The following is a 14410-nucleotide window of genomic DNA, read 5'->3' on the forward strand; positions in this document are numbered from 1 at the left end:
CCCGGGTACTCGGTGAACTCCTCGTCGAGGGTGTTGGCATAGGCCAGGCAGATCCCGCCCGGTGCGTCGTGCGGCGCGTAGTACAGGTAGTAGGCGGCACGGGCGCCGGGGATGCGGTCCTTCGTGCCCCGGATCGTCGGGAAGATCAGCTCACCGGTCGGGTTGTACCGCAGCTTGCTCTTGACCAGGGCGAGCCTGCGGTAGCGGTAGTCGGGAAACCCCGCCGGCGCCGCGGCGGCGGTACCGGCCGCACCGGTCGCACCCGCGGTGCCCGCCAGCAGAGCCGCACTGCCCAGCAGAAGACGGCGACGGTTGACTGTCATGGAACGCTCCTCGACGCTGAAGAATCCATTGTGGAGTGACGGCGGACGTCAGTAGATCGCCACGCCGTAGGCACGGAGGGCTTCGGTGACGGGCTGGTAGAACGACCGGCCGCCGCTGGCGCAGTTGCCGCTGCCGCCCGAGGTCAGGCCGAGTGCGGTGTTGTCGGCGAACAGCGGCCCCCCGCTGTCGCCGCCCTCGACGCAGACCGTCGTCGCGATCATGCCGGTCACGGTGGTGCCGTCCGCGTAGTTCACCGTGACGTTCAGGCCGGTGACCTTGCCCCGGTGGAACCCGGTGGTGCTGCCGCTGCGGCCGACGGTCTGCCCCACCACGGGGTCGCCGGCGCGGGCGATGTCGCGCTGGGAGCCGTTGTACAGGTTGACCGAGCCGGGCCGGCTGATGCCGCTGGTGTAGCGGAACAGGGCGTAGTCGTTGCCGGGGAAGCTGGTTCCCGTGCGGGACGCGACGACCTGACCGCCGGAGGTGCTCCAGGTGGACGTGAGGTTGCCGCAGTGACCGGCGGTCAGCAGGTAGGCGGTGCTGGTGCCGGGCGTCTTGACGTTGAACCCGAGCGAGCACCGCACGCCGCCGCCGAGGATGGCGTCACCGCCGGTGATGGTGGGCCGGAACGAGCCGCTGACCTGCTCCAGCCGTGCCGTGTCGCCGAGACCGCCGACCACGGACCTCAGCCGGGCGAGCGCGGAGCCGGTGACGGTCGCGTCGGCGGACACCACGACCTGGTTGGTCGCGGGGTCGATCCCCCAGGAGGTGCCGGGAATCCGCGCCGTGCGGTCCAGGACGGCGGCGCTGGCACCGAGAGTCGCCGCGCTGTGCTTGACGATCTCGGCACGCGCACCGGTCGCGGTGACGGTGTCCGCCGCGGCCCGGTCGGTCACCGTGACGACGAGTCTTCCTCCCCCGTCCACGTAGGACCCGGCGCTCGCGGCTCCGAGCCGGTCTGCGAGGACGTCAGCCAGCTGACCGGGATCGGGTGCGGCGTGCGCGACGGGCGCGGTCACGACCAGACCGGCTGCCAGGGCCACGACCGATGCCAGCTTGAGGGCGGCGGTGCAACCGTTCATCGTCTCTCCTCGGCTGTTCTCGACGGACGGCGGGCGGCGCGCCGGGTGTGCACAGCAGAGTGCTCGACCAAAAGAGGGACGTCCAGACGATAATATTTATTTCTCGCAGGTCACGAGATCAGCGAGAGCGTCAAGCCGCAAAGGGCGGAAAATAGTATTAGCGCTTTCAATAATGCCATTCCGCTGTGCTTCCGGCCGTGCCCAGCCCTAGTAGTCAAGCTCGAAGTCGTGGTGGTCGTCGGGGTCGACCGTCGCGGCCAGCTCGTTGCCCGGCCGCAGGCTCGGGTCGTACCTGGCGTCGTGTTCGGCCACGAAGCCGGGCACGTCGGGGCCGCTGATCCAGAGCCGGACGCGGACCGTGGCGTCCTCGCTGATCGGCTCCATGGTCAGCACGTGGGCGGTCGCGGGCAGACCCACCTCGTCCAGCCGCAGCAGCCGCCGCTTGGCCCGCCCGATCCCGCGCCACACGGAGATGCCCAGCGGCACCAGCACCGCGGTGAGCACGATGCCGACGGTGCCGCCGTCGTTGGCCGCGTAGACGATCGGTCCGGTGAGCATCAACGCCACGGCGAACAGGTGCAGGAACACGTTGTTGCCCCGGTTGGCCCCGTGGATCTCGACGAATCCGCTCTCCGCCATTCCGGCACCTTAACCGGATCATGTGGTGCCGTGGGCCGGTTCGGTGCGCCGGGCATCACCTGCGGTAGACGCCCAGCTCGTAGAGCGAGTAACCCCAGCCGGTTCCGCGTTGGGTGGCGTACAGCCGCACGTACCGCCCGGTCGCGGTGACGTCGATCGAGTCCACGCCGCCGTTGCCGGTGGTCGTGCCGTACACCGAACGCCAGTTCGTGCCGTCGTCGGACACCTGGACCTCGTACGCCCGGCCGAACGCGCCCTCCCACACCAGCTGCACGTGCTGGAACGTCGTCACCGCGCCGAGGTCGACGCGCAGCCACTGCGGGTCGGCCCAGTCGGTGGCCCAGCGGGTCGCGCCGTTGCCGTCGACGGCGTTGGCCGGCGGGAACGGGGCGCCGTCACCGACCTGCTGGTACGACGACGCGGTGACCGCCTTGCCCCGCGCGACGTCCACCCCGGCGGGCTGCGGTGCCACGACGTGGACGGACCTCGTCTCGATGCCGATGTTGCCGCGGCCGTCCTCGGCGATCACGTAGACCTTCCACACGCCGAGCCGGTCGGGTGCGGTCACGGTCAGCCGGTTGCCGTTCACCCGCACCGGCGCGTTCGCGAGGCCGCCGCTGTTGTCGACGTACTTGCTGTTGAACGCCGCCGACCAGGCGATGGCGTCCCCGTCGAGGTCCGACGCCGCGACGTCGATCGTGAGCGGCGCACCGGCGGCGACGGTCTGCGGGACGGTCATCGCGGAGATCACCGGCGGGGTGTTCGCCGGCGTCGCACCGCCGAACGCGCGCTGCACCGAGTAGAACGACAGCCGCTTCTTGCCCGCCGGGGCCAGGTTGAACCACACGGCGCCGAAGTCGTACTCGGTGCCGTAGTGGAACAGCGTGCCGCCGAAGGAAACGCCGGTGTGGCCGGTGATGCAGTTCCACGCCTGCGTGTAACCGTCGCGCTTCTGCACGTCCGTGGGCTCGGCCGGAACGCCGTTGGCGTCGTTGGGGACCTCCCACTCACCGGCCGGGCCGGCCTCGGTGAGGATGTACGGCTTGGTGTAGCCGCCGCCGACCCAGTCCTCCCGCACCTTGCAGACGTTGCCGTAGGAGTTGACCGCGTACAGGTCGAGGTCGGGAGCGTGGGCCTTCAGGTACACCCACGCACCGGTCCAGGCGTCGGTGTTGGTCACCGGGTGGTTGGTGTCGATCGCGTGGATCGCGCGGGCGGCCTCGTTGACGTACTTGGCGTAAGCAACGCGCTGGTTCTCCAGCTCGGCGCCGGAGTAGCAGTTCTGCAGCCCGAGGATGGACTCGTTGCCCACGTTCCACATCAGCACGCCGGGGTGGTCCCGGTAGGTCGTGACCCACTGCCGGATCTGGCCGAGCGTGTCCGCCTTGTACTGCGCGTCGGTCACGTAGTTGACGCAGCCGCCAGAACCGGGACCGCCACCGGGCTGCAACCAGAAGCCGTTGATCACGCGCAGCCCGTTCGCCGCCGCCGCGTCCAGCAGCGGGCGGGTGGAGGCGTCCGTGCCCCAGGTGCGCAACGTGTTGGCGCCCATGGACTTCAGCTCCGGCATGTACCGCGCGGCGTCCGCGGCGGGCGGGCCCCACGTCAGGCCCTTCACCGTCCACGGCCGGCCGTCCACGGTCAGCTGCCAGTTGCCCTGCGAGCCGGTCACCCGCACCCCGGTGCCCGGCTGCGGGGTGGAACCCTGCTCGCCGAACACCCGGAACTCCCACAGCGAGACGCCGTAACCGTTGGCGCGCTGTGTCGAGTGGACCCGGACGTACCGGCCGGTGCCGCTGACGTCGAAGCCCTGCCGGCCGCCGGTGCCACCGGTGACCGAGCGGACCGGCGTCCACGCGTCACCGGTGGCGGAGACCTGGATCTCGAACGCCGTGGCGTAGGCACCCTCCCAGTCGAGCTCGACGCGGGTGATGGACGAGGACGCGCCGAGGTCGACCCGCAGCCACTGCGGGTCGCTCCACGCGCTGGACCAGCGGGTGCCGGCGTCACCGTCGACAGCAGCGGATGCCGGGGTGCCCGCGCCCTCCGTCGACGAGGCGGTGGCGGGTTTTCCCTGGGACAGCAGTGAGGGCGCGGCGCTGACCGGGCCCGGCACGACTGCGAGTCCTACGACTACGGCGATGACTGTGCCGATGGAGCGGAGGCGGGACATTGCGTCTCCTGCAGGGTCGACTGGGGACGAGAGATGCGGGAGAGCGCTCTCACAGCCCCTGCCGACGAATGTTACGAACGCAGGTCAGCGATGTCAACGAGCCCTCTTGACACTTCCCGGCGCCCAGCGGGACGCTGTTTGGGAGAGCGCTCTCCAGTCATCGTCCGCGTGAGCAGGAGGACAGGCGACCAAGAACTTCGACAACACCGATTCACCGGGGACGCGGAACCAGGGCCACACGCAGGCGGTGCGGTGCGTTCAGGACACCTCGCAGCGGCTTGGGCGTCTGGCGCGGCAGGACGTGGTGACCTGCGAGGACCGCGGCGAGGACGACGGTGAGTTCGGCGGTGGCCAGGTGGGAGCCGGGGCAGAAGCGGTGCCCCAGCCCGAAGGGCAGGTAGGAGCCAGGGGAAGGGCGCGGAGCGGAGGTCCACCGGTGGGGGTCGAACCGGTCCGGGTCGAGGTGGACTGCCGGGTCGCGGTGGTTGAGGTACGGGCTGAACAGCACCTCGGCGCCGGCCGGGAAGCCGGGGACGGGGGCGTCCAGGACGCGCCGCAGCTGCCAGATCGGCGGGTGCAGGCGCAGGGTTTCCCTGACGACCGCCCGGCACAGGGGCAGGTCAGCGGCGCCAGGGTCCGGAAGTGCGGTGGCTTCGTCGCGGATCTTCCGCTGGAGATCGGGACACCGGGACAGCTCGTGCAGCGCCCACGCCAAGGCGGCGGCGGGAACGTGGTGGCTGGACAGCAGCATGGCCCGCACCGCCAGCGTGGTGCTCCGCTCGTCCAGTCCCGCGGCGGCCAGGTCAGCGACGAGTCCTCTGGCCGGCGTTCGATCGCGCAGGTGGGTGCGCAGGGCGGTGTACGTGGCGAGCTGCCTGCGCGGCAACCGGCGGGACACGGGGAAACGGGTCCGCTGCGCGGCCGACAGCTCGTTCCCGACGAGGGCGGTGATGACCGGCGCCGGTTCACCCAGGACGTAGTGGGTGTTGACCGCCGCCATCAGGCGGGTGGCTTCGGCCATCGCGTCGATGCTCGTCATCGACGCCCACCCGGTGACGGCCCGTCGGGCGTACGAGCCGGTGGTCGGCTCGAACCGGGCAGCGGCAGCCGCGGTCAGTCCTGGGCGCATGGCGCGGCGGGCCGCCATCCACCGCTCCAGGCCGTCCTCGCCCCAGGAGATGACATCCGCGCCCTGCTCGGTCCTGGCGGTCAGGGCGTGCCGGCTCGCCAGCAGGCGCTCGGTGGTGGCGGGATCGGTCACCAGCCACGTACCGGGCCGCAGCTCGACCACGCCACCCCCGGACCGCGCCACGGCGGTCAACGCCTGCCGCGGGTCTCTCACGCGGACGGCTCCCGGTCCGGGCCGCCCGAGCGGACGGCCCGGAAACAGGACCGGATCACACCGCCGGGTAGGCGTAGTAACCGGGCTTGGCGAAGCGACGACGGACAATCCTCTTCAGCAGTTTCACCAGACCACTCCTCACCTCGTGAACACCCAGTGTTCTCGGGCGATTACCCGCAGTCAACAGGCTGGCGTTGCGACAAACGAGGCACTGCGGTGTTCGCCCGAGCTGTCCGACCGAGTGGGCGCAGGCGGCGGCACGGCGCTCAACTCTCAGGCACCTGCCTACCGCACCGGACCTGATCAGTCAGGTCTGCCACTGACCCCACACCGGCGAGGAGGAAGGGTCAGCGGCCTCGTCCGGACAGAGCCGGATCAGTACCTGAGGACGACGCAGCCGTTGCTGCCGACGTCGCCGGTGAACCCGTTGAACACACCGCCGTTGGCGCCGTTGCCCCCTCGTCCGGTGCCGGCCGCGCATTCGGCGGGCACCGTCGAACCGGGCGCACCGCCTGGACCTCCGCCGCTGCTCAGCACACCGTTGCCTCCGGTGGCTCCAGCAGCGCCGGGGGTTGTGGTGACCACCGTGCCGCTGCAGCTCGCCGAGCTGCTCCCGTTGCCCCCGACCCCGCCGGTGTTGTCGCCGAGGGAGCCCTGCCCGCCCTGACCGCCGCCACCGTTGGCCCGCACGGTCGTGCCGATGGTGATGCCGGAGCTCCCGCCGGACGCGCCGGCCTTGGCCTGGTAGACGCCCTCGCGCGGACCGCCTCCGGTGCCCCCCGCACCGACCGAGATCTTCAGGACGGCACCCGCGGTGACGGCCAGCGTGCAGGTCGCGTTCGCCCCGCCTCCGCCGCCGCCACCACCGGGTCCGGGCACGGGGAAGAACCCCCAACCACTGCCACCGCCCCCGCCGCCGGCCCCGACGACGTGCACGGTGACGGCGGTGACTCCGGCCGGCACGGTGAAGGTGAAGTTGCCGGGGTTGGTGTAGGTGTTGACCAAGGCCGCGTGAGCGGGCGCCGGCGCGGTCAACGGCAGCAACAACGCTGTCAGCGCCGCTGCTGCCAGCCCTCTTCGGGTGAACGAGCGGCCGGCTGAGTCGACAGGTGACATGAATCCTCCAAAGATTGCAAGTGGCGGTGTTCATTCGTACTCGGAACGCACCGGGAACAACAGGTTCGATTAGGTGAAGCTCGCACCCCGGTGTCGATCTATTCCAATTTCCGGCGAAAGTCGAGATTCCACCTCGATCGCGAACGAAGAAGGGCGCGGAACGGCTCGGACCAGAAGTGGACACCCCGGCTGGGACAGTGCCTGGTCAGCGGTTCACCCGCGAGGAGCAACGGGTCGCCCATTCCTCGCCGCAGCACCGCCGGTGCGTGAAGCCGCGTCCGTGAACGGGCTGATCGAATTTCACCTGTTTCGCGCTGACGGTGGCCGTCGTCTGCCCGGCATGATGGAACACGGTCCATGTCGGAAACGACATCGTCTGCCGCCGCAGGGCGAGCGCGGGCAGCACGGCGGTGACGACGGTGCTCCTGCCCAATAGGTGGTCTTCGTGTTCTCACCGGAAGAACTGCGGATCCCGGTGCACGGCGACGCCCGCCGAGGCGCGGACGTCGAACTGTTGCAGCGCTTCGCGGCCTCGGTCCAAGAGCGTTCCCGGCACATGACCGGTTTTCCGGTCAACCTGGAATTCGACTACGGCCCGTTGGCCCCGTTCCTGTCGATGCACCTCAACAACGCGGGCAGCCCTGACCAGGCGAGCGAGTACGGGCTCGACACCAAGCCGTTCGAACAGGCGGTGATGACGTTCTTCGTCGAGCTCGCCGGCGGGTCACCGGACGAGGTGTTCGGTCACCTGGCGCACGGCGGGACCGAGGCGAACCTGTTCGCGGCCTACGTGGCGCGTGAGCGGTACCCGGACGGCGTGCTGTTCGCCTCGCGCGAGGCGCACTACTCCATGCCGAAGATCGCGAAGCTCCTGCGCATGCCCTACGTGGCGGTGGACGTCGACGAGCGCGGCGTGCTGGATCTCGCCGCGCTCGGGCACGAGATCGGCAGCAGAGGCGTGCCGGCGGTCGTGGTCGCCACCATCGGCACCACCGGCAGGAGCGCTGTCGACGACATCCCCGGCATCCGGCGGGCCGCCACCGACGCGGGGGTGGACCGGGTGTTCGTCCACTCCGACGCGGCGTTCGGCGGGCCGCTCGCCGAGTTCGGTCGACCACGCCGCCCCTGGTCGTTCCCCGACGGCGCGGACAGCGTGTCGATCAGCGGCCACAAGATCATCGGGTCGCCCCTGCCCAGCAGTGCGGTCCTCGTGCGCGAGGTGGACGCGGACGCGATCCGCAGGCCGGGAGTGGCGGTGGGCAGCGACGACGACACGATCGGCGGGTCTCGGGACGCGCTGTCGCCGTTGCTGCTGTGGTACGCCTTGCGCGGACTGGGACGCGACGGGCTCGCCGAACGGGTCCGGCACTGCCTGGAGGTCACCGAGCACGCGGTCCGGCGCCTGGGGGAAGCGGGGCTCAACCCGACCCGCTTCCCCGGCGGCAACGTCGTGCTGTTCGACCGTCCCGAGGACGAGGCCATGAGCGCCTGGCACCTGCTCGACGTGGACGGGCGCGCGCACCTGTCCGTCATGCCCCACGTCACCACCGAGCTCATCGACCAGCTCTGCGCGGACCTGACCGGTCAGCGCGCCTGAGCCGGCCGGTTCACCGCGTGCGGTCGGCGTACCCGTCGGGCAGGTCCTCGGGTGCGCGGTCGATCACGGTGTCGTCGTCGGTGTCCCGCTGGTCGACGAAGGTGATCCGCGCGGCCTCGTCGACCACCTCGACCGGGTAGGTGGGTCCGGCGTCGCGGAGGGCGGTCATCCGGTCGAGGTGGTCGTTCTGGAAGCACGCGGTCTCGGCGGGGTCGTCCCACACCCAGCGGGGGAAGAAGATCGCGCCGTGCAACTGGCGGTGCTCCAGGTCGACGACCAGGGCGACCGAGGTGCCGGTGGGTTCGGTCCAGGACACGGTGTGGGCGCCGGAGTCGAGGCGGGTGATGTGGACGGCCTGGTCCTTGACCCACCGGCCGCCGACGGGCCCGCTGTGGATGCGGTAGTCGATGCCGGTGGCGTTCTTGACGTACAACTCGTACCGCCATCCGCTGTCGTAGGTGTAGATCAGGTGCTTTCCGAGCAGGGCGTCGTTCACGTCGCTCACCTCCTGAGTGGTGTCACCGGTCCGGCCGGTGGCGGTGTCCCACCTTCCGCGTCCCGGACGAGCAGGTCGAGCGCGCCGGGCACGCCGTGCAGAACAGCGGCCAGGCGCTGCCGCATGGCCCCGTTGCCGCCGGTGAGCACCGCGTGGAGCAGCGTGCGCACCTCGTCGAGGTCACCGGTCGCGGCCAGTGCGTCCTCGACGTGCCGGAACAGGCGGGACACCATCGCGCCCGGTGCTGTGCGCGTGCCGCTCCACGGGTCCACGGCCGGGCCGTCGAGGCCGTGTCGAGCGGCCGCCCACAACGCGTCGCCCAGCACGGTGTCCCCGAGGCGGCGGGCCTCCCGGCCGGCGTCCAGCTCGCCCAGCGCGGTGCGCACGAGACCGCGGACCAGAGCAGCGTGGAGCACCGCCTCGTCGGTCGTGGCCGTGGTGTCGGCGACCCTGACCTCCACGGTGGGCAGGTGGTCGGACAGGCGGGCCAGGCGCAGGCCGCCGTGGTCGGGGGGCAGCAGCCCGCACTCCCGCAGGCGGGCCAGGTCGGCGTCGTACTCGGCGGTCGAACCGAACCACGGCGGGATGCCGGAGGCCGGCAGGCGGGTCAGCACCATCATCCGCCAGCTGTGGAACCCGCTGTCCCGGCCTCGCCGGAAGGGTGAGTTGGCGGTGAGCGCCAGCAGCGTCGGCAACCACGGTGCCAGGTGGTTGAGCACGGCGACGCCGATCTCGCGGTCGCCGAGCCCGATGTGGACGTGGCAGCCGCAGATCTCCTGGTCGGCCAGGGCCCCGGCGTAGGTCTCGCTCATCCACCCGTAGTGGCCATCGCACCGGGGAGGCGCGGTCTCGGCGCCGAACAGCGGGTGTCCCGAGGGCACCAGCTCCAGGCCCAGTGACCGGGCCGACCGTCGCAGCGCGGCGCGGTTGCGGGTGAGCTCGTCGCGCACCTGCGCGAGGTCGGAGCAGATTCCGGTGGTCGCCTCGACCTGGGTGTCCCACAGCTCGTGCACCACGCGGCTCTCACCGGGCAGGTCCGCGGGAGGCACACCGGCCAGCACCGCTGCGGCGTCGCCGACCGGCAGCCGGGAACCGCGGCTCACCAGGAGGAACTCCTCCTCCACGCCCATCGTCACGCCGGTGCCCTCCGGCAGGCCGGTCGACGCGCCGAGAGCGCTGTGGCCGGCGTTCACCGCTCACCGGTCCGCATGACGGCCCCGGTGCGCAGCAGTCGTGCGACGACGCTGACGTCACCTCCCACGCCGCGGTCGTCCTCGACCGGCGGCACGTGTTCGCGGACGAGGTCGCGCACGGCTTTCGTGGCGGGCGCGGCCCGGTCGGCGCCGCGGAGGTCCAACGCCTGGCAGGAGGCCAGCAGGTGGACCGCGGCGATGTTCTCCACCAGCTCCACCACGGTGTGCGCGTCGCGGGCGGCGATGGTGCCCATGCTGACCTTGTCCTGGTTGTGGCACTCGGTGGAACGGGAGAAGGCGGTGGCGGGCATGGTGTTCTTCAGCGCTTCGGCCGCCAGGGCGGAGCAGGTGATCTGGGCGGCTTTGAAACCGTGGCGCAGCCCGGCGTGCGGGTCGTCGTCGTCCACGCGGGGAATGAGGTTCGGGGTCAGGTCGCGGTTGTACTGCTCGTCCACCAGCAGCGCGACCTGCCGGTCCAGCAGGTCTCCGATGGACGCCGTCACCACCTTGAGCGAGTCCATCGCCTGGCCGACGTGGCCCGCGTAGAAGTTGCCGCCGCTGTAGGCCTGGCCCGTGCGCGTGTCGAACAGCGGGTTGTCGTCCACCGAGTTGATCTCCACCTCCAGCCAGCGGCCGACCCAGTCGAGGGTGTCGCGCAGCACCCCGATCACCTGCGGGGCGCACCGCAGGCTGTACGGCTCCTGGATCGGCTGGTCCAGCTCCTCGTAGTCGCCGTCGACCTGGTCGTCATCGCCCAGGGACGCGGGGTGGTCCTCGACCAGGCCGGACCGGTCCAGCAGCGACAGCAGAGCTTCAGCGCTCGCCCGCTGCCCCGGGTGCGGCTTGTGCTCGTGGATCACGGGGTCGTAGTGGCTGCGGTCGGCGTCGAGGGCTTCGCAGGCCATCGCCGTGCACACCTCGGCGGCGTGGGCCAGGCGGGTGGCGCGCTGCAGCGCGACGACCGCGAAGGCCGAGGAGAACGACGTGCCGTTGATCAGCGCCAGCACCTCCTTGGGCTCCGGCTCCCACGGCGTCAACCCGCACTCCCGCAGCGCTTCGGACGCCGGTCGCCGTTCACCCCCGACCACCACCTCGCCCCGGCCCAGCAGGACGTTCGCGATGTAGCACAACGGCGTCAGGTCACCGCTCGCGCCGACCGAACCGCGCTGGGGCACAACGGGAACCAGGTCGTTCTCCAGACAGGACAGCAGCAGCTCGACCAGGCCGCGGCGGACCCCGGAGGCGCCCTTGGCCAAGCAGTTGGCCCGGATCAGCATCGCCGCCCGCACCACCTCCGGCGGGGTCTGCGGACCGACCCCCGCCAAGTGGTACTCGGCCAGGCCCAGTTGCAGCTCCACCGCCTTGTCCGCGGACACCACCCGGCGCGCGCTGTCACCGAAACCGGTGGTCACCCCGTACAGGGGTTGTCCGGCCTCGACCAGCTCCCCGCGCAGCGCCGCGCTGCCGTCGACCCGCTCGGCCGCCCTGTCGGACAGCCGTATCCCGCCGCGGAGCTCACGGGAGGCGACCTCTGCCACCGTTCGCGGGTCGAGAGAATTCTCGCCCAAGATCAATGACCGGTCTCCGGCCGTCGTGTCCTCCACCGTCGTCCTCCACGGTATTCACGCGTATTCGATTTCGCTCGGAATTCAACCGCACAGTTCCCTTAATTGGTGATGCCCGCACGGGAAGCCTGCTAATCCACCACGGAGCACCTCATTCATTGGTAAGATCGAAATGGAGGGAAACCCGTCACTCGAACAGGCGCAGGAGCCTACGGTCAGCAGCAACACGTCCACCGGGACTGCGCTTTCCGGGTGCGGATTCCCACAAAAGAGTGGCCCTGCGACCAGTCGACCGGTGAAAGTGAAGGGCAATCGATGTCAATCGCGACGAACCCCTTGATCGTGGTCGCCGACCGGTTCTGGGACGGGATCGCCGACCGTCCTTCCGGGCGGACCTCGGTGCTCGTCGCAGGAGGCCGCGTGGAGGAGGTCGGCCCGACGCGGACGCGGGGGGCGGAGGTGGTCGACCTGGGCGATCGCACCCTGGTTCCGGGGTTCATCGACTGCCACGTCCACGTCGTGCCCGACCTGCCACCCGACACCTCCGTCAGTGCGCAGACCCTGGCGGCACTGACGTCGTTGCGGACCCTGCTGCACAACGGCTTCACGACGGTGCGCGACCTCGGGTGCGCACCCCCGTCCGTCACCGTCGACCTGAAGCAAGCGCAGCGCGAAGGGGTCGTCGACGGTCCGCGCATGATCGTGGCGCCGCGCATCATCTCCGGCAGAGGTGGCCACGGCGACAAGTCCGCCGGGTTGGGCGAACGCTTCGGCGTCGAGCTGGGCGCCCTCGCCGACGGCGTCGACGAGGTCGTCCAGGCCGTCCGCGTCGAAGCACGGCAGGGCGCGGACTGGATCAAGTTCGCCGGCACCGGCGGGTTCGGCTCCGAACACGACGACCCCGAACTGGTCACCTACTCCCAGGCGGAAGTCGACGCCCTCGTCGCCACCGCGCGCGACCTCGGGATGCCCACCGCTGTCCACGCGTTCAACGACGAAGGCGTCCTGCGCGCCGCCCACGCCGGCGTCCGCTCCGTCGAACACGCCTCACTCGCCACCCCTTCCACGCTCACCGTGCTCGTGGACAAGGGCATCTGGCTCGTCCCCACCCAGTTCGTCACCGTCGAATGCCTGCGCCACCTCGACGACGACGACTTCTGGACTGACAAGCCGGACCACCTCAGAGACACCTTCCGCACGCACGCCGACCGCCTGCACCAGTGCGCCACCCATCCCGCCGGCTCAGCGGCCCGGATCGCGTTCGGCTCCGACGCCAGCGTCCTGCCCCACCGCGACAACTGGCGCGAGTTCCCCACCATGGTCTCCAACGGCATCAGCGAGCTGCGCGCGCTCCGCGCCGCTACCTCCGAAGCCGCCGCGCTGCTCGCCACCCCCGACCGCGGCACCATCCGCCCCGGCGCGCTCGCCGACCTCGTCGCGATGCCCGGCAACCCCTTCGAGGACATCGGCTGCACCGGGAACGTCGACTTCGTCATGCAGAACGGTCACATCAAGCGGCACGCCCATCCGGATGTTCGGTGAGGCACGCTGGAACGGGTCGTTCCATCGAATGGGACGGCTCGTGGAAGGCGAAGTCCTGGTGCCATACCGTCCAGCGGGACAGGTCAGCTTCGATCCGCACAGCAGCGCAGAGGTTCGACATGACGGGATTCCATGAAGACCGCATTCGTCTTTCCCGGCCTCGGATCGCTCTTCACTGATCCGTTCGCCCACTACGCAGCAGGTCGACGGCACGCGGCCGAGCTCGCGAGCCGGATCGACGCCGTGACGGCTGACCTCGGGTGGCCGTCCGTCTTGAGCGAGCCCGAGCCCACGGCGTGGAGCCCGTTGAGCGAGATGCAGACCTACCACGCACAACTGAGCTGTCACCGGGTGCTCCTGGAGGAGTTCGGGCTTCGCCCGGACGTCCTGCTCGGACACAGCCTCGGTGAGATCACCGCGATGGTCGCCGCGGAGGGCATCACCGTCGAGGACGGCGCCCGCCTGTTGTGCGAACGCGCCAAAGCGTTGCAGGCACACGCAAACGCCGATGCCGCCACCGCGGCGTTCATGCTGTCGTCCTGCCAAGCGGCAGCGGTCGTGGCAGGTGCCAGGAGCGTCGTGGTCGCCGCGGTGAACAGCCCGACGCAGGTGATCCTCTCCGGCCCGGCGGAAGAGGTCGAACGGCTGGCGCACCACGCCCGTGCGCAGGGCACCACGGTGACCGCACTGCGCGCGGGCCCCTACGCCCAGCACCACGTCACGCTCGGCCCCGCGTTCGAACGGTACCTGGAGTCCGTACGTGGAATCCGGTCAGCGCCCCTGAAAACGGCTGTGTGGTCACCTGTGCTCGGGCGCGCGGTGGGAGCCGACGACGACCTTGTCCTGCTCGCCGCGCTCCAGATGGTGCGGCCGCTGGACTTCTGCCACGCCGTCACGGAGCTGAGCTCGGAGGGGGTGGCGGAGTTCGTGGAATGCGGCCTGAAGGACACGCTGACCCGGCTCGTCTCCGAGACCCTCGGCAGCAGGGCGCGGGTGTGGGCGCCGTTCAGGAAACGCGTGACCGAGACCGATGTCCGACAGTTGACCACTCTTCTCACCAGCCCCAGGGAGTCAGCCATGACCAGCTCAGACGACGTGGTGACCACCTACCTGCGCGAAAGCTACGCTGCCGCGCTCGAGATCCCGGAGGACATGGTCACCCCGGATGTCGACCTCGAAGCCGAGTTCGGCCTGGACTCCCTCCAGCACCACCTCGTGCTGGTCAAGGCCCAGCAGCGGTGGTCGGTCGAGCTCGGTCAGGTCGAGTCGCCCGCGACCATCACCGTCCGCACGGTGGCCCAGCTGCTGAAAGACGCCGGTGCGGCGCGGGAAACGGCTTGA

At 70.5% G+C, this 14410-nt stretch carries 12 protein-coding genes and 1 pseudogene; 3 read left to right on the forward strand and 10 right to left on the reverse strand.

Features of this window, described 5'->3' with window-relative positions; all coding sequences use genetic code 11:
- The 7 genes and pseudogenes from AB0A63_RS11050 to AB0A63_RS11080 all read right to left on the reverse strand — a co-directional run.
- Positions 1-323, reverse strand: a pseudogene (locus AB0A63_RS11050) (hypothetical protein); the annotation flags it as partial.
- 48 nt (positions 324-371) lie between these two features.
- Positions 372-1406 carry a S1 family peptidase gene (locus AB0A63_RS11055; RefSeq protein WP_360388400.1) on the reverse strand — a complete coding sequence of 345 codons (1035 nt, stop codon included), beginning with the start codon at positions 1404-1406 and terminating at the stop codon, positions 372-374.
- Between the two features lie 207 nt (positions 1407-1613).
- Positions 1614-2045, reverse strand: a complete 432-nt coding sequence (locus tag AB0A63_RS11060; RefSeq protein WP_360388403.1) for a hypothetical protein — start codon at positions 2043-2045, stop codon at positions 1614-1616.
- A 55-nt stretch (positions 2046-2100) separates the two neighbouring features.
- Positions 2101-4218, reverse strand: a complete 2118-nt coding sequence (locus AB0A63_RS11065; protein WP_360388406.1) for a discoidin domain-containing protein — start codon at positions 4216-4218, stop codon at positions 2101-2103.
- Positions 4219-4429: 211 nt separating this feature from the next.
- Positions 4430-5560 (reverse strand): cytochrome P450, encoded by a 1131-nt coding sequence (locus AB0A63_RS11070; RefSeq protein WP_360388408.1) that lies wholly within the window; start codon positions 5558-5560, stop codon positions 4430-4432.
- A gap of 375 nt (positions 5561-5935) precedes the next feature.
- Positions 5936-6676 carry a hypothetical protein gene (locus tag AB0A63_RS11075; RefSeq protein WP_360388410.1) on the reverse strand — a complete coding sequence of 247 codons (741 nt, stop codon included), beginning with the start codon at positions 6674-6676 and terminating at the stop codon, positions 5936-5938.
- A gap of 205 nt (positions 6677-6881) precedes the next feature.
- Entirely contained in the window at positions 6882-7082 is a 201-nt protein-coding gene (locus AB0A63_RS11080) for a hypothetical protein (RefSeq protein ID WP_360388412.1), read from the reverse strand.
- A gap of 39 nt (positions 7083-7121) precedes the next feature.
- On the opposite strand from AB0A63_RS11080, the gene AB0A63_RS11085 reads away from it, so the two are divergent.
- A complete protein-coding gene (locus AB0A63_RS11085; protein WP_360388414.1) occupies positions 7122-8273 on the forward strand; it encodes a histidine decarboxylase in 1152 nt (383 codons plus the stop codon).
- A 10-nt stretch (positions 8274-8283) separates the two neighbouring features.
- Here the strand turns inward: AB0A63_RS11085 and AB0A63_RS11090 are convergent, their stop codons facing one another.
- Genes AB0A63_RS11090 through AB0A63_RS11100 form a run of 3 tightly spaced genes read right to left on the reverse strand, consistent with a single transcriptional unit; the run spans position 8284 to position 11500 of the window.
- Positions 8284-8769 carry a phenolic acid decarboxylase gene (locus AB0A63_RS11090; protein WP_360388417.1) on the reverse strand — a complete coding sequence of 162 codons (486 nt, stop codon included), beginning with the start codon at positions 8767-8769 and terminating at the stop codon, positions 8284-8286.
- 5 nt (positions 8770-8774) lie between these two features.
- Positions 8775-9962 (reverse strand): YbdK family carboxylate-amine ligase, encoded by a 1188-nt coding sequence (locus tag AB0A63_RS11095; protein ID WP_360388420.1) that lies wholly within the window; start codon positions 9960-9962, stop codon positions 8775-8777.
- Entirely contained in the window at positions 9959-11500 is a 1542-nt protein-coding gene (locus tag AB0A63_RS11100) for an aromatic amino acid ammonia-lyase (RefSeq protein ID WP_360388423.1), read from the reverse strand. The genes AB0A63_RS11095 and AB0A63_RS11100 overlap by 4 nt, the downstream gene beginning before the upstream one ends.
- Positions 11501-11842: 342 nt before the next feature.
- On the opposite strand from AB0A63_RS11100, the gene AB0A63_RS11105 reads away from it, so the two are divergent.
- Together AB0A63_RS11105 and AB0A63_RS11110 are read left to right on the forward strand one after the other, a co-directional pair.
- On the forward strand, positions 11843-13069 hold the full coding sequence (locus AB0A63_RS11105; RefSeq protein ID WP_360388425.1) for an amidohydrolase family protein: 1227 nt from the start codon (positions 11843-11845) through the stop codon (positions 13067-13069).
- A 132-nt stretch (positions 13070-13201) separates the two neighbouring features.
- Entirely contained in the window at positions 13202-14410 is a 1209-nt protein-coding gene (locus tag AB0A63_RS11110; RefSeq protein WP_360388428.1) for an acyltransferase domain-containing protein, read from the forward strand.

Source organism: Lentzea sp. NPDC042327 (assembly GCF_040647275.1).
In the GTDB taxonomy this organism is placed as follows: Bacteria; Actinomycetota; Actinomycetes; order Mycobacteriales; family Pseudonocardiaceae; genus Lentzea.

Excerpts from the sequence above, each read along its gene's own strand:
- AB0A63_RS11055 (WP_360388400.1), bottom strand. The coding sequence starts at position 1,406 with ATGAACGGTTGCACCGCCGCCCTCAAGCTGGCATCGGTCGTGGCCCTG.
- AB0A63_RS11060 (WP_360388403.1), bottom strand. The coding sequence starts at position 2,045 with ATGGCGGAGAGCGGATTCGTCGAGATCCACGGGGCCAACCGGGGCAAC.
- AB0A63_RS11065 (WP_360388406.1), bottom strand. The coding sequence starts at position 4,218 with ATGTCCCGCCTCCGCTCCATCGGCACAGTCATCGCCGTAGTCGTAGGA.
- AB0A63_RS11075 (WP_360388410.1), bottom strand. The coding sequence starts at position 6,676 with ATGTCACCTGTCGACTCAGCCGGCCGCTCGTTCACCCGAAGAGGGCTG.
- AB0A63_RS11105 (WP_360388425.1), top strand. The coding sequence starts at position 11,843 with ATGTCAATCGCGACGAACCCCTTGATCGTGGTCGCCGACCGGTTCTGG.
- AB0A63_RS11110 (WP_360388428.1), top strand. The coding sequence starts at position 13,202 with ATGAAGACCGCATTCGTCTTTCCCGGCCTCGGATCGCTCTTCACTGAT.